Genomic DNA, 24,984 nt, shown 5'->3' with positions numbered 1-24,984 from the left:
ATTCCGAATCTGAAATCGGCCGATCCGACATTGATATTTTATCGATATCCGCGTCGATCATGCAGATATTTTCCGACATCTATCCACGATCATGCGGCAAATACGGCATCGGGTCTACCGGCTTGCCGTCGCGGCGCACTTCAAAGCCGACCGACACGCGCGTATTGTTCTCGCTGCCCATCTCAGCAATCGTCTGTCCCTTGCGGACGAAATCGCCTGTCTTCACCAGCAGCTTGCGATTGTGCGAATACGCAGTCAGAAAGTCCTTGTTGTGCTGAACGATGATCAGACTGCCATACTCGTTCAGACCGGTACCCGCATACATCACCTTGCCGTCGGCCGCCGCGCGCACCGGGTCGCCTGGCTTGCCGCCGATTTCGATGCCGCGCGTTTCGCCTGGCTGGAAGGTCTCGACGATACTGCCCTGCGCCGGCCATGCGAGCGACACGCCGTTCGCATGGCGCGATAGCGCGGCTGCGACTTCACGTGCTTCCTGCGCAGTCGGAGGCTCCGCGCTCGAACCCGTCGTCGGTTGCTGCGAGCCAGCGGATGCGACATCTGCCGCCGGAGCGCTCGACGCATCCGCTGTCGCATTGCGTGCTGCTTCGGGCGACGAAACAATCAGCGTTTGACCAGGTTTGACCCGTGCCGACGCTTTCAGCCGGTTCCACGCGAGCAGCTGCTTGACGGTGATGTGGTGCTTCTGCGCAATTCGCTTGAGCGTGTCGCCGCGATGCACCTTGTACGTGACGGGCTTCACTGCCTGAGGCGGCGCGGCCGGTTTTGCGGCGGCCTGCGGCGCCGCAGCGGCCGGCGCAGCGCTCGCGGAACCGGAAGCCGCAGCGGCCGGCGCGGCGGCGGCCGGCACACCCGACGCTGCCGCATCAGGACCGTCACCCTGCTGGGCCACGTTCACGCAACCACCGAGTGCGATGGCCAGCGTCAGTGCGGCCCAACCGGCGACGCTTCTGTCGAAACGACGATTCGACATCTGTTACTCCATGTTCGTCGGCTGACGCGTGTGTCCGCGGTAATGCCAGCGTGACCATCGGCGTCTGCCGGTGCCTGACGAAGCCGCGGCGCAATGCAGCGATCCTTCGTCATAAGGGCCAGATTAGCGATGAAAATTCAAGCAGAATTGTAAAGGCTGCGCACCGCGAAACCGGGCGATGCCGAACAATTCGATACAACTGTTTAATCGATGTATTGAGGGTCGCGGCGTTGGGCCCGCTCATCGTCGAGCCGATGCGGGGTGCGCGCATGCGCGTTCCGATTGCCGCTCCGCTTGATGTTCCTAACGGCACATCGCCGCGAAACTTAAGCAGCACGCGGGTTTCCGGACGGATCACTGTGCGTCGCCAGTGCCGCTTTCATTGATTCTCGTCAACCATCACCTCGCATCAGACTTTTCCTCATACGAAATCGGAGCGCTCCTATATTTCCTTTGTGATGCGCTGTTTATGCTCCAGGCAACCACGTTGGGATGGAGGTGCGCATCGCGTAAAACACCTGTCATCGGACCGCATCAGCATTGCGGGCGGCCGGCCCAGCGTATCTGATGCCATGTGGAGATGTACCGAAGATGAGCTGGGTCGACTACGCTTTTACGCCCGCGCGGCGGCTACCGCGCGGCGCGCCGCACCTGATCGGCATCGTGCTGTTCGATCAATTTTCGTTGTTGCAAGCGGCGGAAGTCGCTGACGTATTCGAGAAGGCAAACCGGCTTGATGCGGGGCGATCGGAACGGCGCTACAAAACAGTATTTCTGTCCACAAACGGCGAGCAGGTGACCAGTTCACTGCGTATCGCCGTGCTCACGCAGCGCCTCCCCGATCAGTCCGCACTGCAGTTGGGTTTTCGCGCGTTGTTTATCGCCGGCGGCGACGGTGCGGCGCAAGCTGTCGATGATTCGCGGCTCCTGTCGTGGCTGATCGACGCGAGCGCCGCCGTCGATACGGTCTGTGCGATCGGCGAAGGCGGCGCGATCCTTGACGCCGCCCGAGCGCATCGTCCCGCGGCGCCTCATTGCACGCCAGCGGCGTCAGCCGTACAGACCGCACTCGAGACCGTACGCCACGATCTGGGCGCCGACATCGCGCGCGACGTCGCGACGCAGCTTTCATGGACGAGCCTGCCCAAGCCGATATCGGTCGCGCTGGACAATCACGAACCCACCAGGCAAAAGATCCGCGACAGCGCTCAGTGGATCGCACGCAACTGCGACAAGCGCATTTCGATCACAACGGCGGCGCAACAGGCCGGCATGAGCGAGCGCTCGTACTTGCGGCATTTCCGGGCGGAGATGGGCATCAAGCCATCCGAGCATCTGCGGCGCACGAGGGTGCAGCTCGCGTCGGCGCTGCTTGCGCAAAGCGACCTGCCCGTCGACAAGATCGCGCGCCGTTGCGGACTGACGAGCGGCGAGTGCCTTGCGCGTCTGTTCCGGCAGATCGTGCAGATTTCGCCAACCGAGTATCGCAGTCGCGTGCGCCGCGAGCCCGCGTAAGCGCGCAACCGATGCGGCCGCGCATCGCATTGCCCTTCCACTCTCACCGCTCTTCGCTTCACGTCCCCATGTTTTCTCTTGTCTTGCAAGTCGCCGATCTGCTAATGATCGCGGTCGGCGCGTTGATCGCGCTTTCGCTTGTCTATGGCGACACCGCCGCTCCATCGCATGTCGACGGTCTGTTCGGTCTGCTTGCGCTGGTGCTCGCACTGTTTGCGTTTCATCTGTCAGGCGTCTATCGGCCGCGCGACGTCGGCAACGCGGCGCGTTCGACGTCGCGCGCGCTAGGCAGCTGGCTTGCCGCGCAACTGGCGATCGGTGTCATTTCAAGCAGCTATCCCAGCGCGGGACCGCGCGACAACTGGATCGTCAGCTGGACGGTGCTTGCCGCGGTGCTGATGCCGATCGCGCGCTATTCGCTGTACGCTGCGCTGCGCGCGCTGCGCTGCCGCGGTTATGGACGCACGCCCGTCGCGATCGTCGCGCCGGCCGACGATGGATACGAACTGGCCACCCGGCTCGGATCGAAACGCGACGCCGCGTTCTCGCTCGAATTGATCTTCGATACCACGCTCGAGCACGATACGCGGGTCGCCGATATCCCCGCCGTGCGGCAACTGGATGCGTTTACGCAACTGGTGCGCGCGCATCGGATCAGCGAACTATGGATCGTCGATGCGCGCGACGAGACGCTGTGCGTCGAGCAGATCGTCGATGCGTTTCGCGATGACTTCGTCAATATCCGGATTGTGCCGGCGCTGAATGGGCGCACGCTGCCGGAACCTGCGATCGTCGAATGCCTCGGCATGCCGGTGCTCAATGTGGTCGCGGCGCCCGAACGCGGGCTGCGCGCACTGCCCAAAGCGGTATTCGATCGACTCTTCGCGCTGTGTGCGCTGATCGCACTCGCACCTTTGATGGCAACGATCGCCATTGCGGTGAAATGTTCGTCTGCGGGGCCGGTCTTCTTCCGGCAGTGTCGCAAAGGGATGAACGGCGAGGTGTTCTCGATCTACAAATTCCGCACGATGCATCAGGACGCCGACCGGCCCGGCGAGGTCACGCAGGCCAGTCGCAACGATGCGCGGATCACGCGCATTGGGCGCTTTCTGCGCCGCTCGAGCCTCGACGAGTTGCCGCAATTCATCAATGTGCTGAAGGGCGATATGTCGGTGGTCGGCCCGCGCCCGCATGCGGTCGAGCATGACGAGTACTACAAGAACCTCGTGCAGCACTACATGTACCGCTACCGGATCAAGCCCGGCATCACCGGATGGGCGCAGGTCAACGGGTATCGCGGGGAAACCGAACGGGTCGAGAAAATGGCCGCGCGCGTGATGTTCGACATTCACTATATCCAGCACTGGACGCTGGGCTTTGACCTGAAAATCATCGGCATGACGGTGATCCGCGGGTTTGGCGGCAGCAACGCGTACTAACCTGCTGCAGGTACCCAGGCAAGAAGACCCAATATTCCGGCAAGCAACGCGTTAACCGAGCGCCACCGCCAGCTTTTCCCGCAACGGATCAGCGACGCTCAGCGGCTGTTGAGCAATGGACATGCACGGAATTCCGGGTTCACTACCGCCCCCTCTTCGGCGGTTGCCTTCGGGGGCGATAGCTCATTGGTGCTTAGTCCGCCGCAGGGAAATCGAGCGTCGTGTCGTTGATGCGGTTAAACAGATTGGTGAACATAATCGTGGCTATCGCCATCGCAACATCGACGATTTGCGCATCCGTGAAACCGGCCTCTTTGACAGCCATTACCACATCGGTTTGAACCGTGCCGTTCGTGGTGATCAGATGCAGCACGAACCTGGCCAATGCGTCGTTGCGCGCGTCACCCGATGGTCGACCCTGACGCAACGCCAGAATGGCTTCACGGTCAAAGCCTATCTTTTTGCTCATCAGCGTATGCGCGGCCAGGCAATAGTCGCAGCCGGTTGTATCGCTGACCACCAGTTTCACGACTTCGATTTCGCGCGCGCCCAGGCTGCTTCTCATAAGCGATACCTCGAGGTTCAGGACGGCCTCCAGCGCGACCGGGCTATTCCCGCCAATGCCGATGTATGAATTCGGGACCTTGCCGACAGCGGCTTTCACACCTTTGAACAATTCGGATGCGCGGCCGGTCGCTTCGGACAATGCGATGGTATGGAGACGAGGCATGATGTTTTCCTTCAGGTAAGGGGAAACCAGGGGTATCGCGCGGCATCGCCACTTTTCAGCCCGGTGAGCCTGACCCGCTTCGGTCTGCGGCGAGCGCTACGCTTTGATTGAGCAATAGAGGACGTACGAGAAGAAATGCGCCGGTCAGCGTCGCAGACCCTAATGCGACGGCGAGCACGAAACTCCAGTCAGCGTGCGGCATGATCTGTGGCAATAGACCCACCGTCAGCGCGGGTGGAAAGTGCAGTCGCAGCGCGCGCAACGCGAGAATTCCGACCAGCAATGAAATAACGACTGACAGCGGGCCGGCCCCGAAGGCCACCAGCACGGCTAGCCCAACACCCGCGCTCATCGAGCAGACAAGCGGCAAAACGAGTGGCCGTTTTGCCCATGGACGGCTGTCAGCGTTGTTAAAGATCTCGAATGCGATCATCACGAGTGGCGGAAACAGGATCAGCCGAAGACCCGTGACGGACGCCAATACATACACGGCGAACAGAAACGCGAAGAAGAGGAAGGCGCGTAGCGAGGTCTTGTGTCGCGTCGGTGCAACCTCAACCTCATCGGCTCGCGCCTCGGTGTCCAGTGCGGGTACCCGCTGCCTGTCGCCCGAAGTCAACATACGGCTGTAGACGATGGAGACACCAGCCAGAACAGTCATCACTGCAGCAATGGAGACTGGGTACCACCAACTCGTGATACCGAATGCAAGGGGCAGAAACGCCGCGGAAATGGCCGGCATGATCGGCGAACGCATCAACCAGATGATCAACGTCGCGCCGGCAATTGCAACCGCCACCGACCATAGGCCATAGACCATCGCTTGCGTGACTGCGGTACCCATTGCGGCGGTCACAGCGGGCGTGATCGCCAGCATGATCGGCGAGCGTGCCCACGAACCCGCCGGGCGTGTGAATACGTCATAGCTCAGTGCGGCCAGTTCGGGAAAAAGCACATAGAACGCGCCCGTCAGAAGCGCCGCCTTGGCGACAACTGCAAGCAACACAAGCGACAGTACTGCCCCAAGATTCAACGCGTCGGTGAACCTGCAACGTGGGTCCTGGCGTATGGAAATGCTCATCACGAGTAGACGTTATCGGCTTAACCAGACTGATGATAGATGTTTGGAAATTGTGCGAATATGCCCAAACCTGCAATCCATCCTTGAGAAAGTGCACCGATGCCTGATTGGGAAAATATCCGCTATTTCCTCGCCGTAGCTCGCATCGGGACACTATCGGGCGCAGCACGCAGCCTCAAGGTCGACCACGCGACGATCAGCCGGCGTTTGAGCGCGCTAGAGGGCGAAATCGAGGCCATCCTGGTCGAACGTCAACCCAGAGCATGCAAGCTCACACCGATCGGCCAGCGCGTATTCGAACTGGCGCAGCAAATGGAGGAAGGCGCGCACGCTATCGAACGATTCCTCGACGCCAGCCGTTCTCCGCTGAGCGGTAAGGTCACATTGAGCGCACCGCCCGTTCTCGTGGCAAATTTTCTGGTGAAGCATCTTGCGGTCTTTCGTCGCTCAAATCCCGGCGTACAGTTATCCGTTTCCTGCGAGGCGCGACAGGTTTCCCTTAGTCGGAGGGAGGCAGATGTCGTGCTGAGACTGGCTCGCCCCGAGGAACCCACCAGCGTTGTGCGAAAGCTCGGGCGTGTATCGTTCGGCCTGTATGCGAGCAAGGACTATCCGCATCTGCATAATCCGTCCGCCTGGGAGTTCATCGCTTACGACGCTGGCTTCGTCGGCGTGCCGCAGCAGAAATGGTTGATGCGCGTTGCGGCGAAAAGGCCGATTGCCTGCGAAATCAGCGATATCAATGGCCACCTGGTCGCGGCTCGTGCTGGCGCCGGCGTAGCGGGTCTACCTGATTTCCTGGCAGCTGCCGACGCGAAGCTGCAGCGCGTCACGCAAAGTGGCGAAGCGTTTTCGCGGGATATCTGGATGGCGGTTCACCGGGACTTGCGCCGCTCGCCGCAAATACGGGCTGTCATGGATTTTCTGGTGAAAATCGTCAGCGAAAATTCTGCCTTTTCGGATAAACGGTAGGAATCCGCATCGATTGGGCGCTGCTGATGAGCAATCGGTGCTGCTTCAATCCCGGACTACCCAGCGCGAACGTCGCATCAGACTGCAAAAGTCGCTGCGTTGGAAGTGTGGGTCTTTTTCGGCCATCACGTCGGCGAGGCCGGTACGTTGCGTAGTTTGCGGTCGGTGCCTGAGCCCTTCATAAAGGCTCTGCAGCATGTCCTCCGCATAGTTCGACGGATGCGGGTACCTGGCAACAATCGCGCGGCGCTGCTCGTCGGAGAATTCGTCGTACCCCATACCCACGAGATCCATCATCACGCCTTCCGCGGTGAGCGCACCAAGCGGATCCAGGTGCTGCGGAATACCCGGCGTGGTGTGCAGCGCTATAGCGAACCAGACGCTGCTGATATCGCTCTCTGCGATCCCATGCCTGCGTAGAAAATCGCGTGCGGCATTGGCACCATCTACCTCGAAGCGAAGCTGGCTCTCGCGGAAAGTGTCGGTTAGACCAAGATCATGAAACATCGCCGACGTGTAAAGCAGTTCCGGATCGCATACCACCCCTTTGCGCTGCGCAGCGAACGCGCTCCAGTAGTACACACGCGTGGAATGGTCGAACAGAAGATCGCTCTCGGTATCGCGAACAAACTCCGTGACCTCCTGCGCCAATTTGCTGTCGGGAATCGTCACGCCCGAAATCTCGCCAAGCGTCATGGCTGTCCTCCATCGCGTCCAGTCGCGGGATGTCTGAACGATTATAGGTCGATATTCATCGAGTGCCTGGCGCTTCCGATTCAGTGAAACTCATTCGCGCAATCCGCGCGAGCTAGAAAGACCGACGACTGTACATCACGCTTTCATGCGACGCGACGACTCTCCAGCCACCATGCAAACCTGCCTCAGGTTGAGCGTCGGGCCCGATACGCGCCCACACCACAGTCCGTCGCCCATACAGCTCGGGAAACTCCGTGTTCACGGTAGCGTGGTCGTGTTCGAACGTCGTGATCGTCGTGGTTGCGGCCGTTTTGCCGTTACTGAACGGGTGCAGGCTTGCGTTCAGTTTGCGGCTTTGGCGCGCGCGTTGATGCATGTCCTCTAAACGGTAATGGACTGCCTGCGGGTCTGTCCAGGTTAACGCGTTGATCTGAAAGATGTCGTTGTCTGCTAAGGCTTTCTCGTACGCAGCATGGGCAACTGCAACTTCGGCGACGACATACGGAATATTGACGTTCATAAAGCAAATGACGATATCGACCAGACTTTGCGAGACCGCATGCCTTCACCTGTCCCGGTGAAATCGCCGCGGCACCTTGTGTTGCGCATATTCGCTTAAGTGACTATTCGGAATGTCTGAAGCATATCGGTCGCGGAGCGTCACCGAAATGACGGATTGACTGTCATTTCCGGACATGCACGGCGCTTCGGTATTTCGACACACTTGCTTTGTCGCGCTCTCGCCAGCCGGTAACGGGTCCCCGCAAAGCCGCGTGAACGATGGTGTGGCGCAGATTGTCGCTGTCATGCGGTCCGCGCCGCGGACCGATCTGATGCGTGGCATCGACAGCGCTAGCTTTGATCCGTTTGAGCATGTAATTCAGAATAACAAATTTCAAGCTCACGTAGTGGCGCATGCATCGTTCGCATCTTTGGCAAGGGAGCGCCGTTCATTGACGGCCACAAAGGCTAACGTCACTGGAGTGCAACCATGTAATGCATCTGATAAGCCTCGCAGTACGACCGGCCGACCCGGCGGCGCTCGATACCGCAGGGGAAAAGACGGTCGACGCATGGGTCGCAATGAGCCTTCCACGCTCAAATCTTCAGTCGGGACACCTTGGTTCCGGACAGTGAGACGTCTCCCATCACACCCGCGTTGGTCAGCACGATCGCGTTGACCGGTGCGCTGGCCGTTGTCGTATCGAGTACGCCATTCGTTCCGACTTTCAACAACGCGACCGACCCTTCACCGCCGGCCGACCAGCCTTTGGAATGGCGGAAGCTGTTTAGTGCGTCCTCGGTCATGAACAGGAAAATCATCGCTTTTGATTGTGCACCTGCCTGCAAGCCAAATGATCCCGATACCGTGCTGTAGTAGCCGACCGATTTCCCTCCCACACGCAATGCGCCTTCCCCACACTGGAAAACCCGTATCGGACGAACCGGGCAAACGCGATGGGTGACGTGGCCCGGGTTTGAACGGATTGGCGGCGCACGTCCGCCGATGATCGGCCCTTTCGGTATGCATACAGCGGATGTGCAAGAGTCCGGGGGCGGATTGACGGGTCAAGCGTGGTCGGTGTCAGCTCGGCTTTGGCAAAACTGCGGCTAAATTGCGCAACGCGTAAAACGCGTCCTTTCCCGTCAAATCGAAGCAGCGATGCGAAGTCGCGAACTCTTTTTGTTCATTTTTCCGCCCCCGGACGAACACGCTATAAGTGCTTTAAAGCCCCATTCCACTCAGGAATGTTTCAATTTGCTGTTCAAAACCGCCACGATCATAGCCGACCAGCGCCATACGCCAGAGCCCTTGCAAGTAGGTGGTAATGACCGCCGCAACGACCGGCGGATTAAGCGAAGGCGCAAGCACGCCTTCGTCCCTATCATGGGTCAGCCGTGCCAGAAACAGAGTGCGGACGTCGTCTAAACCTTTCTCCGCGCGTTTTCGGAGGTCCGGCTCCGCAAGCACTTCTTCCTCGGCCATCGCGGCAAACATACACAGGCGTGACGGACTATTCGGGTTGTCGAGTCGATCGAGGATACGGCCGAAGAATGCACGAATGCCAAGCGCCGCGGTCGGCGCTGACGCCAACGCGTGCACGCGCGCATGCAGTTCCTTTTCCTGATACCGCTGCAAACACAGCAGATAAAGATTTTTCTTGCTCTTGAGCGTGTTGTAGAACGAACCCTCGCCGATCTCCATCGCTTCCAGCAGGTCACGCAACGCAGTTTCCGCGTAGCCGTTCTTCCAGAACAGCAACGTTGCGGCGTCAAGCGCCCGGTCATAGTCGAATGAAATTTTTCGTCCCATGTCGTGAGTATACGCGTGTTGTAGCGATCGTTAAAGAAAATACTTGACGGCGGAATGAGGAAAGAAGACGATGGCCCCACAGTTGTAGCACATGCCACAAAAAACAATCACCTTCGCTCTGCCAGTGATGGCTTCGCTGGCAGGCCGCACATGGAGCCAAACATGGCCGCCTCTTGCTACTCCGCCGATACGCAACATTCCATCCCCGGCGGCTGCCCCGCTTTCGCACTTCCGCCCGTCACGGAAGGCCTTACGCCCTTCGAAGTTCACGTTCCGCAAGCCGCTATCGACGACCTGCGCCTAAGGTTGAAGCTCGTCAGATGGCCCGAGCGTGAGACCGTGAACGACTGGTCGCAAGGCGTGCCGCTGGCTTGTGCGCAAGCGCTGGTCGATTACTGGGTCAATCAATACGATTGGCGAAAGTTCGAGTCGCGCATTAACCGCTTTGCACAGTTCCGTACGCGCATCGACGGTATCGGCATTCATTTCATTCATGCACGTTCGCCGCATCCGCGAGCGCTTCCGATGATTCTCACGCATGGATGGCCCGGTTCGGTAATCGAATTTTTCGATGTGATCGAACGGCTCACCGATCCGACAAAGTTCGGCGGGCGAGCCGACGATGCGTTCGATGTGGTCGTGCCATCCATACCCGGCTTCGGATTCTCGGATAAACCCGCCGAAAAAGGGTGGAACATTGAGCGCATTGCAAGAGCGTGGGCTGTGCTGATGCGAGAACGGCTCGGCTATGAACGCTGGGTCGCGCAAGGCGGCGACTGGGGTTCTGCAATCACGCATGCGTTGGCCAGCCAGCGGCCCGAAGGTCTGATCGGCGCACACGTGAACCTGCCTTTGGTCGCGCCCGAAGTGCTTCCGACGCGTCCCGGAAACGACGAGCAGCGGGCATTGCAATCGATCGGCCTGTTCCTCGACCGCAACGCCGGCTATGCGGACGAAATGAACACCCGCCCGCAGACGATCGGCTACGCACTAAACGATTCCCCGCTGGCGTTGGCGATGTGGATGTACGAGAAGTTCGGCGAATGGACGGACAATCGCGGCAATCCGGAAGATGCGCTGACGCGTGACCAGATGCTCGACGATATTTCGCTTTACTGGTTTACCGGGACCGGAGCCAGCAGTGCCCGCCTTTACTGGGAGAGTTGCGCCGGCAAGACAATCCGCGAACACACATTTTTTTCATCGACTCGCGCATCGTCCGCTCGTATCGAGCTTCCGATGGCTGCCAGCCTCTCGCCACGTGAAAATTACTTTGCACCGCGTGCGTGGGCCGAGGCTGCATGGTCGAATCTTTTCTATTGGCACGAAGTCGACCGAGGTGGACACTTCGCCGCGCTTGAACAGCCTGAACTGTTCGCAACGGAAATGTGGCAAGCCTTCCGTGTATTGCGCGACGCAACTTCCACACAATGAGTCGAAGCTCCGCTTGAGCTCGACCGGTACTTTGAGCTCTCCCATGTACGAATGAATACGTCAGTCGCGCACGACCGCACGGTCACCAGGATGCCGCATCGTCGCGCGCAATGCAACGTCACCAGGTCTGCCCCGTTCCCGATCGTCAAATTTGTCAACTCAGGTCACTTTGCATTCTCCGCGGAGCACGAGATGTTTCGCGAGTCGGCAATCGGATTCGTTCAAGCACGCGCGTACCCGGTTTGAGGGAGCCGCCGCGCGTTGAGAACACTTAGTTGCACGCGTTTCACGCTGCGTATTACGGGAAATGCCGCAGCAGGCGACGTTCTTTCGTTCAGGATGGGGACGAATGATGGCCTGGAATAGCGTGAGTCCGTCGCTTGTTCTAGTTTTGCGCGTTATGCAGTCGCAAGACCCCGACAACCCTCTGGCATCCTAATCTCATGACGTATCAGGATGACGGTGCCTGACAACGTGAAGCAATAGACGGAGATAACATGGTGACATCAGTCAAGGAACTGATAAAAAAGAATGAAGTGAAGTTTGTCGATCTGCGCTTTACCGACACACGAGGCAAGGAGCAACACGTGTCGGTCCCCGTCTCGGCATTCGATGACGACAAGTTCCAAAGCGGCCATGCGTTCGACGGATCATCGATTGCCGGCTGGAAGGGCATCGAAGCGTCGGACATGCTGCTCGTGCCGGATCCGAACACTGCCTTCGTCGATCCGTTCTACGAAGAATCGACCCTGGTGCTGACCTGCGACGTGATCGAACCGTCAGACGGCAAGGGCTACGGACGCGACTCGCGCTCGCTCGCGAAGCGCGCTGAAGCATACCTGAAGAGCACCGGTCTGGGCGACACGGCATTCTTCGGTCCGGAACCCGAATTCTTCATTTTCGACTCGGTGCAGTGGAGCACCGATATGTCGGGCTGCATCGTGAAGACCGTGTGTGCCGGCCTCGATCAGGCGCTCGAAGCGCTCGACAAGGACCGCGAGTTCCTGACGCGCGGCGGCGTGTTCACGGACGGCATGCTCGACGCTTACCTCGAACTGAAGGGAGCGGAACTGCAGCGCGTTCGCATGACCACGCACCCGGTCGAATTCGAACTGTACTACTCGCTATAGACAGGTTGCCCGGTGTACCCGTGGTCCTGCCTGATCAAGCGGGACCACGGCCGGAATGTTGATTTCCCGAATAAACCGGAAACCGTATGGCCAGCCTTTACACCTACAATCTTGTTAGCCTTGCATCGATTTACTTCGTCACCTGTGCGTCACCGGGCCCCGACTTCGTTAACGTCACGTCGCTTTCTCTCAATGCTCGCAGGAATGGCGTTTTCGCAGCCGCGGGTGTCGCACTCGGTTGCTTTATCTGGTCCACCACAGCGGCCTTCGGTCTTGGCTTCCTGACCTCGAAACTGCCGAACCTCGTACATTCCGTCAAACTGTTCGGCGCGATCTACCTGGTCTATCTCGGCGCAAGCCTGATTCTGGCGAGTTTCATGTCCCGGGAAAGAACGACCGCGTCGGCGCCGACACGACCGGGGTCGGTGCTTAACGGCTGGGTATCGTTGCGTCGAGGTCTGATTACCGACCTGACCAATCCGACTTTGCTAGTCTTTTTTGGCAGCCTCTTCGCAGCGACCCTACCGTCGAGTTCGCCGCTTTGGGTTCGCTGCGCATCGATATTCACCATTACCTTTATCGCCGGCTCGTGGCATCTGGCACTTGCCCTCTTCTTTTCTTCAAGATCGACGAGATCGGTCTATGAAAGATTGCGTCGCCCGGTCGACGTGATCTTAGGCGCTCTACTGGTTCTACTGGCCATTCGCCTCGTCATGTTGGCATGAACGATCGGGGCGACGCGAAGATGCCGCTGTCTAGCGGCATCTCATCATGCCATCCCGCAGGTGACGCGCAAGTTCAACGACCGCGGGCGGACTCCTGCGCGCCGACAGATAAAGATTGATCTCGAAGCAAGGAAGCACAGGCAGTCCGCTTTGCGGCACCAATATATCGAGTCCCGGTGGCACCGTCGACGCAAGGAACGCCGTGATCGCCAGGTCGGAACGGACGGTCGCTACGGTTGCATCGTGGCTACCGTTTTCGAACATCGTGCGCCACGATCTGTCCTGCTTACGAAGCGCGTCCAGCACTGGCCGCCGAAACGCGCATGTCTCCGCAACCATTGAGATCGGTAGCGGACTTTTTTTATGCGCGGTGCCCCCTCTTGCGCCCACCCACACGAGACGATCGACAACCAGGCATTCTCCGCGCGAAGATCCGGGCAATTCCTCGACAAGCGCGATGTCGATCTTCCCTTGCTTGAGCACTCTCAATAGTTCTGGCGATGCGTCGCAAACCAGTGACACCTCGACTTGGGGATACGATTGAGCAAAAGCTTTCAGAATTGAACCGAGGTGTGTGCTGACGAGGTCTTGCGGCGCGCCGAGACGAATCTTGCCAGCCAGCGCATCTTCCGCAATCTCGGCGACCAGGCCATCATGAAGATCGAGCAGACGCCGCGCGTGTCCGAGTAGCCGCTCTCCCACTGGCGTAAGCCGCACGTCCCGATGATCGCGAAAGAACAGCTGCCCGGACAGTGCTTCAAGCCGTGCGATCCGTTGACTAATCGCGCCTTGCGTCAGATGCAGTGCATTTCCGGCAGCGGTCATGCTGCCGTGGTCGGCGATCGTGACGAATGCACGGAGCAAACCAATCTCAAGATTCTTCGTCATCTTCGCATTAGCAACACTAATCAAAGCAATAAAAAAGTTTCGCTATTATCCGTGAAACCGCTCAGGTATGTTTGCGGCTCACCTCTTCTGCGTCCGACGAGGAAGTGTGCTGCTCAACGCGGCGCTCGACCTGCTGTCTTCCCCCCCAATACAAGCGAAAGATTCCGCATGCAGCACATCGATGCTGCGTTCGACGGACTTTGAAAGGTGATCCGCCGGCATCTGGCCGTGCGTGTCTGGATTGAGCGAACTACTGTATCTGGTCGAGGCAAGCGTCTTGAACGCAATTAGTAATCCGAGCGAAAAGAAATCACCGGACGACGCCACGTCGTCGGCCACGGCAGCAAACGAGTCATCCGACAAGCTGCAATCGAACGACAACCCGCGTGCTACCGGGCAGCGCTGGTCAAACTACGCAGAGTTTTTCCGCACCTCGGAATACGCAACATTTCCGCAGCGGCATCGTGGGCTAAGCGGGCGGCTGCCTTTTGGGATGATCGAAGCGGAGCTGTCCGATCATGACTTCACGGACCCCGAGATCCCGGAAACGGTGCTAGCGCTGCCGCTCGCGAGTGTGGCGCAAAACCGCTGGTCATGGAACATCGGAGACGGCTGGCGCCATTGCAGCGCGATCCCTGGGCGACTGCTCGTCGTGCCGGCCGGCCTTGAAAGCCGGTGGCGCGTGGAAGGACATCGCAAGCTTCTGTTGCTGTTGCTACCCACAAGTACGATGCAAAGCGTACTCGGTAGCGCGATGCCGGACAATCTCGCACAAGCGCTTGATTCGCTCACGCACTATACGTGGGAAGACCCCTTCATCGCAGGCGGAATGAAACGTTTGTGGCGCGCGTCGCTCGCGCAGAACCCGACCGATCCGCTACTGGCCGAGGGCATACTCATGGCACTCATTGCGCATCTGCTGCAACGCGCGGGCACCACGACGGAAACTGACCAGCGTCGCGTGCTCATACCCGCGTGGCGTTTGCAGCGCGTCACCGAGGTCGCCGACAATCATCTTCACGAGAAATTGAGTATTGCGATCCTTGCCGAAGCGGCGGGACTTAGCGTGCGCCACTTCGCGCGGGCCTTTACTCAACAGGTAGGCGAGACGCCGCATCGGTGGCTCATGAACCTTCGTATAGAGAAGGCCAAGTCGCGGCTAGCGCATAGCGACGACACCATCACGCAGATCGCGCAAGCGTGCGGCTTTAGCGCGCAAAGCCACTTCACGCGGGTATTCAAGCTGATGACTGGCGAGACACCCAATCAATGGCGGCAGTGGCACAAACCAGGTTGACTTGTGGGGGCAAAGGCCCTTTACATCGCAGGCGTATTCCGTGTGTTGCGGGTTCCGTCGGCCGCAATGACGATGCGCGCACGAGAAGGCGCCGCGGCCGAATCATCAAGACAGCAAAGCGAATGCTTGATGTCAGGTTCCCGCTATAGGTTCGCTCGGCAAATTCAGAGCGCAGCCCATAGTGACGCGGCCGTTTTGACCCGAACTCGTCCGTCATAGTCAAAATCAATTTCGGATCAACCGGTAAAGTAAAGCGGAAGTCAATCGCCTCAGTGCTTCTTTCAAGAGCGCTGAGGTGCATTGCATCAATCGGTTGATGACGCTCACCTGACGTCACAACGTGCAAAAGCAGCCATGGTGATACTTGTTCAATGGCTGGGTCGCGTCATCGGCACCTGGATGTCCTTGCAAAAATGAAAGAGAGTAATGTCGCCCCGCGGTCGTCGGATCGCGCTGAGTCGTCCGCGGCAATGAACTCGCACGCCCGGATGTTCGAGATGATCGCCGCATTCAAGATTTCGCAGATCATACGTGCGGTATGCGTTCATTCGCTGGTCGAGCATCTCGACAATGGGTTGAGCACGCCGACTCAAATCGCGGAAGCATCGAATCTCGATGTCGATGCGACAGATCGTTTGATGCGAGCCTGCGTGTCGGTTGGACTGATGACGTACGATAGCGGCACGTCCACCTTTGCCGCGACGCCAGTTCTTCTCACATTGCGTGCAGACGACCCGGCCTCGCTTCGAAGCTATGCGCTCGCGCAGACCGCGGATTCCCACTGGTTGCCGTGGGGACGACTGGACGTGTCGATCAAAACGGGCGAACCGCAGGCAGTCGCCACCCTCGGCTGCAACCTGTGGGAATACTTCTCCCGGTTCCCGACCGAAGGGGCGATCTTTTCCGACGCGATGCGAAGCGCGTCGGTGTCATTCGATCGCGAAGTCGGCAAGCTCGTTGAAACGCGTGCCGCTGATGTCGTCGTGGATGTCGGCGGCGCGAGCGGCAGTTTTGTGCATGCGCTTATGGAGGCGAACTCTTCGCTTAACGGCGTAGTGTTCGATCGGCAAGAGGTTGCCGACGCGGCAATGCATGCAGCGCTAAAGCGCGGCCTCGCTAGCCGGTTCTCGACAGTCTCAGGCGATTTTTTCTCCGATGCGCTGCCGCCAGCGGATGTATATCTGCTCAAACTTATCCTGCATGACTGGGACGACGCTGCTTGCATCGAGATTCTGCGCAATTGCAGACGATCGATTCGCGCCGGCGGCCGTCTGATCGTCGCGGAAATGATCGTCGGTGAGCCGGGCGACGCCCGTTTCAACCCGCTAATCGATCTAACGATGATGGTCGTGCTAGGTGGCCGGGAACGCAGCATTGACCAGTTCCGCGCGTTGTTCTCCGCGACCGGATTTGCTCTGACCGCGGTCAAGCCGAGTTCCACCCGCTTCTGGCTAATCGAGGCCGAAGCCGTATAGCGCATGTAGCCGCCCTTTCCGCCGATAAACAAAACGAATCACTCGTTATCCGGATCAGCGCCGAACAGATAATGGACAACAGCTTTGAAGCAGGTGTCGAGCCGATGCGACCGGATTGGGCGATGGTCGCGCTGTGTTTGCTGATTGTGCTGATGGACGGGTTGGATACACAGACCATCGGTTTCAATGCCGTTGCCATTGCGCGAGCCACGGGCATTCCAATTGCCGCATTCGGACAGATATTTTCCGCGGGCCTGCTCGGCGCCGCGCTAGGCGCGTGTTGCCTTGGCCCGGTCGGCGATCGGTTTGGACGATGGCCGACCCTGATGGCGAGCGTCATCGTGTTCGCCGTGTCTTCATTCGTATTGCCGCAAATGAAGAGCGTCGCTGCGCTTTTGACGTGTCGCTTCGTGACCGGCGTTGGATTGGGCGCCGCGTTGCCGAATCTTCTTGCACTGTGTGCCGAGCTTGTTCCACGGCGCCTGCGCGGCGTTGTGACGGGGGCGCTGTTCGCAGGCATCCCGGCGGGAGGTTTTGTCGGCGCGATGCTCACCGCGCACGTCGCGCCGAAGCTGGGATGGCCGTGGGTGTTCTACCTTGGCGGGGCGGTGCCGCTCGTCATTGTCATCGTGATGGCGATAACGGCGGCTCGGCAACGCGCGTGGACAAAGGCCGATCACCGCTATACGCAAACTGAGATCACAACGACCCGTCAGCTCCCCCGCGTTTCCCCCCGCGATGTGTTGAGCGCCATCGGTGCAGGACCCACACTGCTTCTGTGGTCCGTGTCGCTGACCTGCTTTGTCGTATTGATCGACGTCGCGCTCTGGACGTCCCCGCTCCTGCATCAGCTTGGTACACACGAAACTACAACTGCGCTGGTCGTCGGCGTGTTCAATCTGGGAAGCGTTTTGGGCACCTTGTGCGGAGGCAGTCTGCTCGACCGCTATCGGCCGCAAGTCACGCTGCCGCTGAGTTTTCTCGCCGGTGCCATCGCCGTGTGTATGCTCGGTCAGTCGGGCGGAAACACGCTGTTGCTCGATATTTTCGCGCTGCTTACGGGCGCGTTCATCGGCTCGACAAGCGCGCAACTGTTGGCAATCGCCGTATTGATCTATCCCGCTTCGATACGCGCGTCAGGTGTCGGTGGCGTCGTGGCGATCGGGCGCTTCGGGCAGGTCTTCGCTCCGCTCGCGGTGGGTTCTTTGCTAAAGCACGCCGCTTCGGTGGGTCATATCTATCTGGTAATCGCGTCTCCCGCCTTCGTCGCAGTGCTCCTGTCGTTGCTTCTTTGCAGAACAACAGCAGTCAGGCAGAGCATCGCGTTGCCCAAATAACGCTCCATTCGCTTGACGGCGCCGGCAAACAACGTTGCCCGCTGCTAAAACCAGCAGCGGGCTTTACTTTGCTACACCGCCATCGGCAGCCGGCACGTCCACGTGCAATGAGATCACGCTGGCGATTCCCTCCCTCGCCATCTTCGCGTATGGGCACACGCGTTCGGTGCTGCGCACGAGCTGCTCGGCAATCGCGCGCTCGACACCGGGCAAATGAATGCTAATGTCGGCGGTCAACATATACATGCCGTCCACGGGGTCGCGCCCAAACGTCACAGCGGCATCGACCGCGACCTCGCCCAGTTCGATGCCGTTTTTCGCGGCGATCAGCATCAGCGCGCCATGAAAGCACGCCGCATAGCCGGCCGCAAACAGCTGCTCGGGATTCGTACCGCCACCTGGACCGCCCAGCGCCTCGGGTAACCGCAAATCCAGCTCGAGATTGCCGTCGTCCGAGCGAATCACACCGGACGCTCTGCCGTGTGCGGCCTCCCCTCCCGTCACGCGGATCTGAGCCGTATACAGTCCCTGGAACTCCGGACCATGATATTTATCGAGCAGTGTCAGCGGTGGCGGAGTCAATTTATCCATGACTGGTGTCGTTAAGTTAAAGCCATTTCCCCTGTTGCTCATCGTAGACACGAGCGGGGCGACGCGGAAGCGGCCCTCGCGTGCGCATGATGTTTCCCTGGAAGCAACAATCGAAACATCCGACGAAAATGAGCTAGGGAAAGGTAGGGTTGTAACCTATGTAAGCGTTGCGTATAAATGCAGATTCGAAAAAGCAGGCGGCCGTACGCATGCCGGCCCGGCGCCTCAGTCCCGGTTCGTGCGGATTGCCGACACAGGTCGGCGGCTGCCGCAGCTTTGCGGTAGTTTGCTGCATTGGCTCGAAAACTGAACGGTGAATCGCGCATGCTCGTCTCGACCGATCTGACGACTTCCTCACCCGCAGTGAGCGAAGATACCCTCGCATCCAGCTTCGCCACCAGCTACGCCGGCGTGATTTCGTTCCTCGCGGTGGTCAGCGAAGGCAGCTTCGCGAAGGCCGGCGACCGGCTCGGCATTGGCCGTTCGGCGGTTAGCCGTAACGTCCAGAAACTCGAAGCGCAGCTCGATGCACGGCTCTTCCAGCGCACCACGCGTAGCACGGCGCTGACACGCGAGGGCGAGCTCTTCTACCAGAACTGCAATCCGGGCGTGGAGCGCATCGTCCAGGCGCTCGAAGACATGCGCGAACTTCGCCAGGGACCGCCGCGCGGCCAGTTGCGCATCTGCTCGACAACGGGCTTCGGTCGCAAGATCATCGCGCCGCTGCTCAATGGCTTTTATGCGGCGTACCCTGAAATCTCGATCGATTTCATGCTGAAAGACGGCCCCGCCGATTTCACCGCGGAGCGCATCGACGTCGCGTTTCGTGATGGAAAGATGGACGACAGCCAGATCGTCGCGAAGCAGTTGATTCCGATGCAGATGATGGTGTGCGCGTCGCCCGAATATGCAAGCGCACACGGTTTGCCGTGCACAGTCGAAGAACTCGACGTTCACCACTGCATCAATTTTCGCCTCGCTTCGGGCCGCGTCGCCGAATGGGAATTCAAGGTGAGCGGTGTCAGCCAGAAAGTCACTCCGAAAGCGCTGCATGTATTCAACGATGTGGAACTCGTGTTGCAGGCGGTGCTTTCCGGCCACGGCATTGCGCAGCTCGCGGCCTATCAGGTGAGCGAACTGGTGCGCGCGCGCCGTCTGCATGTCTGCCTCCCGCAGTACGCGCCGAACGATCGCGGCCACTATGCGTGCTATCTGAGCCGCAAGCAATTGCCCGCGCGCATTCGTGTCTTTATCGACTATATGACCGAGCAGATCCGCGCGCTCGATTTGCAGTGCGCCACCGAAGTCGTTTCCCTGCCGTTTTGCCCTTGATTGTTGAGGCAACGTCAACACGGTGAGCCCCATCGCGGTCCTACTGCCGCGCGTTCTCCACGCCTACGATTGCTCCTGACGCCTGGCTGCAGGTGAAGGAGAACATCATGTTGTCGCACGAGTTGATCGCGCAATACGGCGTGCTGATCGTATTCCTGAGTGTGTTTGGATCTTCGGTGGGCCTGCCGTTGCCTGCGTCGCCCACTCTGGTAATCGCCGGGGCGAGCCTGTCGTTTGCGACAGACGGTTTGTCGTCCACCTTCACTCAATCAGGCGCGATGCTCGCCGCCGCGGTCATCGGCGGCGCGCTCGGCGATCTTGTCTGGTTTCAGAGCGGCAAGCGTTATCGCGAACGCACGTTTCATTGCGTGTGCAGCTTATTGATGGCACACCGCACGCGCATGGCCGCTATCGAGCGCTTCTTTGGACGCTGGGGCGTTCGTCTGCTGCTCATCGCGCGCTTCGTGCCCGGACTGTCGTTGATCGCCGCGCCGCTATGCGGCGCAATGGCAGTCCAGCTACGCTCGTTCGTTTTGCACGATTGCGTCGGGCTTGGCCTTTGGGCGTTGGTCGCATTGTCCGTTGGCGCGATGTTCGCGTCGCAGATCGACCGCACGGTTGCGCTTTTCTTTCGTTACGGCTGGCAGGCGTTGATGGCAATTGTCGTCGCGCTGGCGCTGGTTATAGCGTATCGGCACGTCCGGCGCTTATTGCCTGAAAGAACCCGTGAACGATTACCGATCGGCGCGGGTGCTTCAACCAAAATATGATGTCTTCCACGCGTCTATATGCCGAGTCTCCGACCTGAGCCGCAATGCGCCCAACTTCGCATCCTCTCGACGCCGGGATTCGGCCGGAAGATCGTCGCACCGCTATTAAGCGGCTTTCACACTCAATATCCGGAGATCGCGCTGGAACTGCTGTTGAGCGATCACCCCGCCCGCCTGGCGACAGATCCGATAGACGTCTCGTTTAGCGAGGATCGCGTGGGCGGAAGCAGCATCGTTGCGCGTCGGCTGATGCCGATGCAAAGAATTGTCTGCGCATCGCCCGCTTACGCGCGCGCGCACGGTTTGCCTCAACATGTCGCCGAACTGGCGAGGCACCGCTGCATCAATTTCCGGATCGCTTCAGACAGCATCCAGGCGTGGGAATTCAAGGTTGACGGTCTTGTGCAACGACACCAGCGTTTCGCACGGCACACGTTCAACGATGCGGGCCTGATTGTGCAGGCGGTCCTCGATGGACTCGGAATCGCTCAATTGCCCGCTTATCAGGTCTGTGGCCTACTCGCTGAACGCAGACTGGTACCATGCCTTTCGCAGTACGCGCCAAACGACGGCGGTCACTACCTCTGCTATCTGGACCGTCAGCCTCTTCCTGCGCACATTGGCGTGTTCGTCGATTACATGACGGCACGCATGCATGCCCTCGATCTTTAACCCTGGAGAACGCCATTCACGCTAACGGGTGCATGGCGTTTCCATCCCCTCCATACATCGCGTTCGTTCTACGGGTGTTCGACCGAACGACGGCTGACTCCAGTCATCCCCACGCTCATGACTGAAAGCGCGTGACGTTCGGATAAAGCGCATGTGCGCCACCCATTGTCTTTCGAAGTGAAGCAGATTGGCATCGAAAGGACGCGGAGGTTCGATAGAGCAGACGCGCCTTCGTTGTTGCATGACGCCGCGAGCGGCGGCACGAAGCGTACGGCGACCCGCGGCGCGACGAGCCAATGGACGCTCGTGCACGGCTGTCATATTGTGCGGATAGTCTGCGTCTCGCGGGTCACCCTGATGATCGGCCGTGGTCACTCGTTTCGGGGAAAACCATGAGTGACGAAAAGCATGCTCGTCAGGTCGTATGCACGTCGTTTCCCCGCAGCACGCCATCCCGCAGGTTTGTAAACTTCAGCAGGACGGATCGCAATGGCATCGGCAACATGACGCGCCAGCTCATGCCGATCGAGTTTTTTCCAGTTACTTCGAAAAGCTTACGAAATAGAACTATGCTAGGAAAACGATTTCGTCTTGTGATTGCCCTGCATCGCCCACGAACAATGCCGTAACCACGCGTAATTAAAAATCGTCGCGCAAATCACGGTGACGAAAGCGCTGCTTAAGATTTTCTTCAGTTGCGGCTGCTACCATTTGCGGTTACACAACGTGAAGCACGAATTCGCGATGCCTGACCGAAATGTCAATTAAACGAAATTGATTGGAAAGCATACCGAAGCGCTCATTTAACAATCCCGAAACCGCGCGACAATCACTCTCACTCTCTTCATGAATACATCGACACTGGAACCACCGGCCCGACTTACGCACTCGCGTGAGGCCTGATGAACGCGCGCAGCGAACTACGGAGCACCACGCGGACGAGCGCGAAACGGTACGCCACGATCCTTTTTCTATGCATCGTCGTGGTGCTTTCGCGGGTTGCCGCGTCGCATATCCCCGCATTGCATATCGTCCACGTTCTTGGCATCACACTCGCGGCCCTGTTCGCCGTGCCCGCGGTGCTCGGAACAGCCTACACATGGCTCGCCGCCATGCTCGTGCGCGCCTTTTTCGCGCGCTCATGCGCGCAGCCGACCAGTTTTCCGAGCGTCACACTGGTGAAACCATTGTGTGGTGACGAGTGGAACCTCGAGCAAAATCTCGTCAGTTTCTTTGAGCAGGACTACCCGGGGCCGATCCAGTATCTGTTCGGCGTACACGACCCGGACGATGTCGCGCTCAAAACGGTCGACAGACTGCGCGAACGTTACCCGCACGCACAGGTGGACGTCGTGGTCGATTCGCGGCTGTATGGTCCGAACCGAAAAATTGCGAACCTGGTCAATATGCTCGAGCAAGCGAAGTACGACGTGCTTTGCTTCGCCGATAGCGACGTCACGGTCGAGCGCGACTATTTGCGGCGTGTCGTCGGCGAGTTGCAGTCGCCCGGGGTCGGACTCGTGACCTGCGTGTATCGCGGTCTGTGCGCACCAGGTTGGTGGCCCGGCTTCGCCGCCGCCGCGACGAATTACCACTTCCTTCCTGGCGTCGTCACCGGGCTTGCGCTTGGACGGGCGCGCCCGTGCTTCGGTCAGACCATTGCAATGGAGCGCGCGATGCTCGAGCGCATCGGCGGTCTCGCGCAGTTCTCGCATCATCTGGCCGAAGATCACGCGATCGGCAGCGCGGTCCGGCGCACCGGCGCCACCGTTTCCATCCCGCCGTTTGCGGTCAGGCATGCGTGTGTCGAGACCCGCTTCACGAAGCTCTTCGCGCACGAACTGCGTTGGAGCCGCACGATCCGTTCGATCGACCCGCTCGGACATCTCGGTTCCGCACTGATGCATCCGCTGCCGTTTGCGATACTGGCGCTACTGATGTCCGGCGGCGCGACGTGGGCCTGGTGCATTGCCGGTGTCGCGCTCGCAGCCCGCGTCGTGCTTAAGTGGCAGTCCGACCGCGCGGTACGTCAGACCCATCGGCATCTATGGCTGCTGCCGATGTCGGACATACTATCGTTCGGGATCTTTATCGCGAGTTTCTTCTCGACTCGCGTCGTGTGGCGTGGCTTCAGCTTCAACGTCGACGGCGACGGGCTACTGTCTCCTGTCCATGACGAATAGGCTGCCATGCGAACTGCGCAGCGCCCGCGTCGCGAGGACGGCGCGCCAGCACGGGCCACCATCGCTTTGCCGTGAAATATGCCGGACGGGCAACGGCTCGGCCCGGCCTTGCCTCGCAGTGGCCGTATGACTCGTATCGCGGGAAGACCCGGCAGCGGCGTTTCACGCGTCGCCGACGCGATAAATCTGCACGAACACATCGCTACCACCGGATCAACGCTGCCCCCACGTGAAGCCGGACCCCATTGCAGGCGTCAGAACCAGATCGTTTTCCTTGATGCGTCCGTCTCCGACGGCTTCCGCGAGCGCGAGCGGAATGGACGCCGCGGACGTGTTGCCATGATGGTCGACGGTCAGCACGATCTTTTCCTTCGGCAGATGCAGTTTCTCGCCTGGCGTATGAACGATGCGCTGGTTCGCCTGATGCGGTACGACCCAATCCAGATCGTCCTGCGTCAGACCGTTCGCCGCCAATGCTTGCTGCGACGCTTCCGCGAGATTGACGACCGCATGCAGAAACACCTCACGTCCTTCGAGATGCATCTTTCCGGCCGTTTGAGTCGAAGACGTTCCGCCGTCCGTATGGATCTTGTCCTGATGCCGCCCGTCGGAAAGAAGGTGCGTCGACAGAATGCCTCTTGACTGGCCGCCCGTCCGGCGTTCACCGTGCAACACGACCGCGCCCGCGCCGTCGCCGAACAGCACGCAGCTATTGCGGTCCTTCCAGTCGATGATTCGCGACATCGTCTCCGCGCCTATCACGACGGCCGTGCGCACCTGACCGAGCCGGATCATGTTGTCGGCCACCGACAGCGCGAACACAAATCCGGAACAGACCGCCTGGACGTCGAAGGCAATGCCCGCGGTCATACCGAGCGCAGCCTGCACGCGAACGGCGGTCGCCGGCATCGTGCGATCCGGCGTGCATGTCGCCAATACGACAAGGTCAACGTCCGAACCGCTCAAGCCGGCGTGCTTCAGTGCGGCGGTCGATGCGCGAATCGCAAGGTCGGAGGTGTTTTCTCCATCCGCCGCAATCCGTCGTTCCTTGATGCCAGTGCGTTGTGCGATCCACTCGTCCGATGTATCAACCATCGACGCAAGTTCACGGTTCGTCACCCGGCGGATAGTCGAACAGCACCGTATCGTCGATCTTGATCTTGAGGCGTTCTTCGAGGAAGAAGGCCAGTTCGACCGAGTGCATCGAGTCGAACCCGGCTTCGGCGAAGGTCTGATTCAGATCGGACGGCACCTTCAGATTGTTCGTCTCGGTCCACTGCTGGATCCACGCGAGAATCTGCTCCGTGGTCACATTGACGCCATCCACCATTACCGCATTAGCCTGGTTGCTCATTTCGGCATTTCCGTAAGATCAAGGTTAAGGGAATGAAGCATTCCTTTCTCGAGCAAAT

The 24,984-nt window shown here is 59.4% G+C and carries 23 protein-coding genes and 2 pseudogenes; 13 read left to right on the top strand and 12 right to left on the bottom strand.

Features of this window, described 5'->3' with window-relative positions:
* Nucleotides 1-79: 79 nt before the first annotated feature.
* A complete protein-coding gene (locus BX592_RS12300) occupies nucleotides 80-991 on the bottom strand; it encodes a peptidoglycan DD-metalloendopeptidase family protein (protein ID WP_134192057.1) in 912 nt (303 codons plus the stop codon).
* 591 nt (nucleotides 992-1,582) lie between these two features.
* Here BX592_RS12300 and BX592_RS12295 point away from each other — a divergent pair.
* Nucleotides 1,583-2,506: a helix-turn-helix domain-containing protein gene (locus BX592_RS12295; RefSeq protein ID WP_166676344.1), complete on the top strand. Its 924-nt coding sequence runs from the start codon at nucleotides 1,583-1,585 to the stop codon at nucleotides 2,504-2,506.
* 68 nt (nucleotides 2,507-2,574) lie between these two features.
* Nucleotides 2,575-3,945: an undecaprenyl-phosphate glucose phosphotransferase gene (locus BX592_RS12290; RefSeq protein ID WP_134192055.1), complete on the top strand. Its 1,371-nt coding sequence runs from the start codon at nucleotides 2,575-2,577 to the stop codon at nucleotides 3,943-3,945.
* A gap of 193 nt (nucleotides 3,946-4,138) precedes the next feature.
* Here the strand turns inward: BX592_RS12290 and BX592_RS12285 are convergent, their stop codons facing one another.
* On the bottom strand, nucleotides 4,139-4,675 hold the full coding sequence (locus tag BX592_RS12285) for a carboxymuconolactone decarboxylase family protein (RefSeq protein ID WP_134192054.1): 537 nt from the start codon (nucleotides 4,673-4,675) through the stop codon (nucleotides 4,139-4,141).
* Nucleotides 4,676-4,730: 55 nt separating this feature from the next.
* Nucleotides 4,731-5,552, bottom strand: coding sequence for an HPP family protein (locus BX592_RS12280; RefSeq protein WP_243849500.1), 822 nt, complete (start codon nucleotides 5,550-5,552; stop codon nucleotides 4,731-4,733).
* Between the two features lie 303 nt (nucleotides 5,553-5,855).
* Between BX592_RS12280 and BX592_RS12275 the strand changes: the two genes are divergently transcribed.
* On the top strand, nucleotides 5,856-6,728 hold the full coding sequence (locus tag BX592_RS12275; RefSeq protein WP_134192053.1) for a LysR family transcriptional regulator: 873 nt from the start codon (nucleotides 5,856-5,858) through the stop codon (nucleotides 6,726-6,728).
* 45 nt (nucleotides 6,729-6,773) lie between these two features.
* Here BX592_RS12275 and BX592_RS12270 read toward each other — a convergent pair whose 3' ends face one another.
* The 5 genes and pseudogenes from BX592_RS12270 to BX592_RS12250 all read right to left on the bottom strand — a co-directional run bounded on the left by BX592_RS12270 (nucleotide 6,774) and on the right by BX592_RS12250 (nucleotide 9,738).
* The gene (locus BX592_RS12270; protein WP_134192052.1) at nucleotides 6,774-7,424 is read right to left on the bottom strand and encodes an HD domain-containing protein; all 651 of its coding nucleotides are present in this window, start codon (nucleotides 7,422-7,424) and stop codon (nucleotides 6,774-6,776) included.
* Between the two features lie 112 nt (nucleotides 7,425-7,536).
* Entirely contained in the window at nucleotides 7,537-7,944 is a 408-nt protein-coding gene (locus tag BX592_RS12265) for an AtzH-like domain-containing protein (protein WP_134192051.1), read from the bottom strand.
* Between the two features lie 163 nt (nucleotides 7,945-8,107).
* Nucleotides 8,108-8,341, bottom strand: a complete 234-nt coding sequence (locus tag BX592_RS12260; protein ID WP_134192050.1) for a hypothetical protein — start codon at nucleotides 8,339-8,341, stop codon at nucleotides 8,108-8,110.
* A gap of 181 nt (nucleotides 8,342-8,522) precedes the next feature.
* A pseudogene (locus BX592_RS12255) lies at nucleotides 8,523-8,849 on the bottom strand (lipid-binding SYLF domain-containing protein); the annotation flags it as partial.
* A 301-nt stretch (nucleotides 8,850-9,150) separates the two neighbouring features.
* On the bottom strand, nucleotides 9,151-9,738 hold the full coding sequence (locus BX592_RS12250) for a TetR/AcrR family transcriptional regulator (RefSeq protein WP_134192049.1): 588 nt from the start codon (nucleotides 9,736-9,738) through the stop codon (nucleotides 9,151-9,153).
* A 54-nt stretch (nucleotides 9,739-9,792) separates the two neighbouring features.
* Between BX592_RS12250 and BX592_RS12245 the strand changes: the two genes are divergently transcribed.
* The 3 genes from BX592_RS12245 (at nucleotide 9,793) to BX592_RS12235 (ending at nucleotide 13,027) form a co-directional block, all read left to right on the top strand.
* Nucleotides 9,793-11,172, top strand: coding sequence for an epoxide hydrolase family protein (locus BX592_RS12245; RefSeq protein WP_425021598.1), 1,380 nt, complete (start codon nucleotides 9,793-9,795; stop codon nucleotides 11,170-11,172).
* Nucleotides 11,173-11,669: 497 nt separating this feature from the next.
* On the top strand, nucleotides 11,670-12,302 hold the full coding sequence (locus tag BX592_RS12240; protein WP_134192047.1) for a glutamine synthetase beta-grasp domain-containing protein: 633 nt from the start codon (nucleotides 11,670-11,672) through the stop codon (nucleotides 12,300-12,302).
* Between the two features lie 86 nt (nucleotides 12,303-12,388).
* Nucleotides 12,389-13,027, top strand: a complete 639-nt coding sequence (locus BX592_RS12235) for a LysE family translocator (RefSeq protein WP_134192046.1) — start codon at nucleotides 12,389-12,391, stop codon at nucleotides 13,025-13,027.
* A gap of 30 nt (nucleotides 13,028-13,057) precedes the next feature.
* On the opposite strand, the gene BX592_RS12230 is transcribed toward BX592_RS12235, so the two are convergent.
* Complete coding sequence (locus BX592_RS12230) at nucleotides 13,058-13,915, bottom strand: LysR family transcriptional regulator (protein ID WP_134192045.1); 858 nt, start codon at nucleotides 13,913-13,915, stop codon at nucleotides 13,058-13,060.
* Between the two features lie 241 nt (nucleotides 13,916-14,156).
* Here BX592_RS12230 and BX592_RS12225 point away from each other — a divergent pair, with 241 nt between their 5' ends.
* The 3 genes from BX592_RS12225 (at nucleotide 14,157) to BX592_RS12215 (ending at nucleotide 18,024) form a co-directional block, all read left to right on the top strand.
* Nucleotides 14,157-15,212, top strand: coding sequence for an AraC family transcriptional regulator (locus BX592_RS12225; RefSeq protein ID WP_134192044.1), 1,056 nt, complete (start codon nucleotides 14,157-14,159; stop codon nucleotides 15,210-15,212).
* Between the two features lie 470 nt (nucleotides 15,213-15,682).
* Nucleotides 15,683-16,687, top strand: coding sequence for a methyltransferase (locus BX592_RS12220; protein WP_166676343.1), 1,005 nt, complete (start codon nucleotides 15,683-15,685; stop codon nucleotides 16,685-16,687).
* Between the two features lie 146 nt (nucleotides 16,688-16,833).
* Nucleotides 16,834-18,024, top strand: a complete 1,191-nt coding sequence (locus BX592_RS12215; RefSeq protein ID WP_243849526.1) for an MFS transporter — start codon at nucleotides 16,834-16,836, stop codon at nucleotides 18,022-18,024.
* Between the two features lie 63 nt (nucleotides 18,025-18,087).
* Here BX592_RS12215 and BX592_RS12210 read toward each other — a convergent pair whose 3' ends face one another.
* Nucleotides 18,088-18,615, bottom strand: coding sequence for an Ohr family peroxiredoxin (locus BX592_RS12210; RefSeq protein WP_134192041.1), 528 nt, complete (start codon nucleotides 18,613-18,615; stop codon nucleotides 18,088-18,090).
* 324 nt (nucleotides 18,616-18,939) lie between these two features.
* Between BX592_RS12210 and BX592_RS12205 the strand changes: the two genes are divergently transcribed.
* The 4 genes and pseudogenes from BX592_RS12205 to hpnI all read left to right on the top strand — a co-directional run bounded on the left by BX592_RS12205 (nucleotide 18,940) and on the right by hpnI (nucleotide 23,572).
* Nucleotides 18,940-19,947: a LysR family transcriptional regulator gene (locus BX592_RS12205; protein ID WP_134192040.1), complete on the top strand. Its 1,008-nt coding sequence runs from the start codon at nucleotides 18,940-18,942 to the stop codon at nucleotides 19,945-19,947.
* Between the two features lie 107 nt (nucleotides 19,948-20,054).
* Nucleotides 20,055-20,717 carry a DedA family protein gene (locus BX592_RS12200; RefSeq protein WP_134192039.1) on the top strand — a complete coding sequence of 221 codons (663 nt, stop codon included), beginning with the start codon at nucleotides 20,055-20,057 and terminating at the stop codon, nucleotides 20,715-20,717.
* An 18-nt stretch (nucleotides 20,718-20,735) separates the two neighbouring features.
* A pseudogene (locus BX592_RS12195) lies at nucleotides 20,736-21,389 on the top strand (substrate binding domain-containing protein); the annotation flags it as partial.
* A 1,022-nt stretch (nucleotides 21,390-22,411) separates the two neighbouring features.
* Nucleotides 22,412-23,572 carry a bacteriohopanetetrol glucosamine biosynthesis glycosyltransferase HpnI gene (hpnI, locus tag BX592_RS12190; protein ID WP_134192223.1) on the top strand — a complete coding sequence of 387 codons (1,161 nt, stop codon included), beginning with the start codon at nucleotides 22,412-22,414 and terminating at the stop codon, nucleotides 23,570-23,572.
* Nucleotides 23,573-23,785: 213 nt separating this feature from the next.
* Here hpnI and BX592_RS12185 read toward each other — a convergent pair whose 3' ends face one another.
* A complete protein-coding gene (locus BX592_RS12185) occupies nucleotides 23,786-24,718 on the bottom strand; it encodes a beta-ketoacyl-ACP synthase III (RefSeq protein ID WP_243849525.1) in 933 nt (310 codons plus the stop codon).
* On the bottom strand, nucleotides 24,678-24,926 hold the full coding sequence (locus BX592_RS12180; protein WP_134192036.1) for an acyl carrier protein: 249 nt from the start codon (nucleotides 24,924-24,926) through the stop codon (nucleotides 24,678-24,680). Before BX592_RS12180 ends, BX592_RS12185 begins: the two co-directional genes overlap by 41 nt.
* Between the last annotated feature and the right edge of the window lie 58 nt (nucleotides 24,927-24,984).

Origin of the sequence: Paraburkholderia rhizosphaerae (assembly GCF_004366595.1) — a bacterium.
GTDB classification, from domain to species: Bacteria; Pseudomonadota; Gammaproteobacteria; order Burkholderiales; family Burkholderiaceae; genus Paraburkholderia; species Paraburkholderia rhizosphaerae.
Note: the sequence above shows the minus strand (reverse complement) of the source record. Positions and strands in the feature narration are given on the sequence as shown.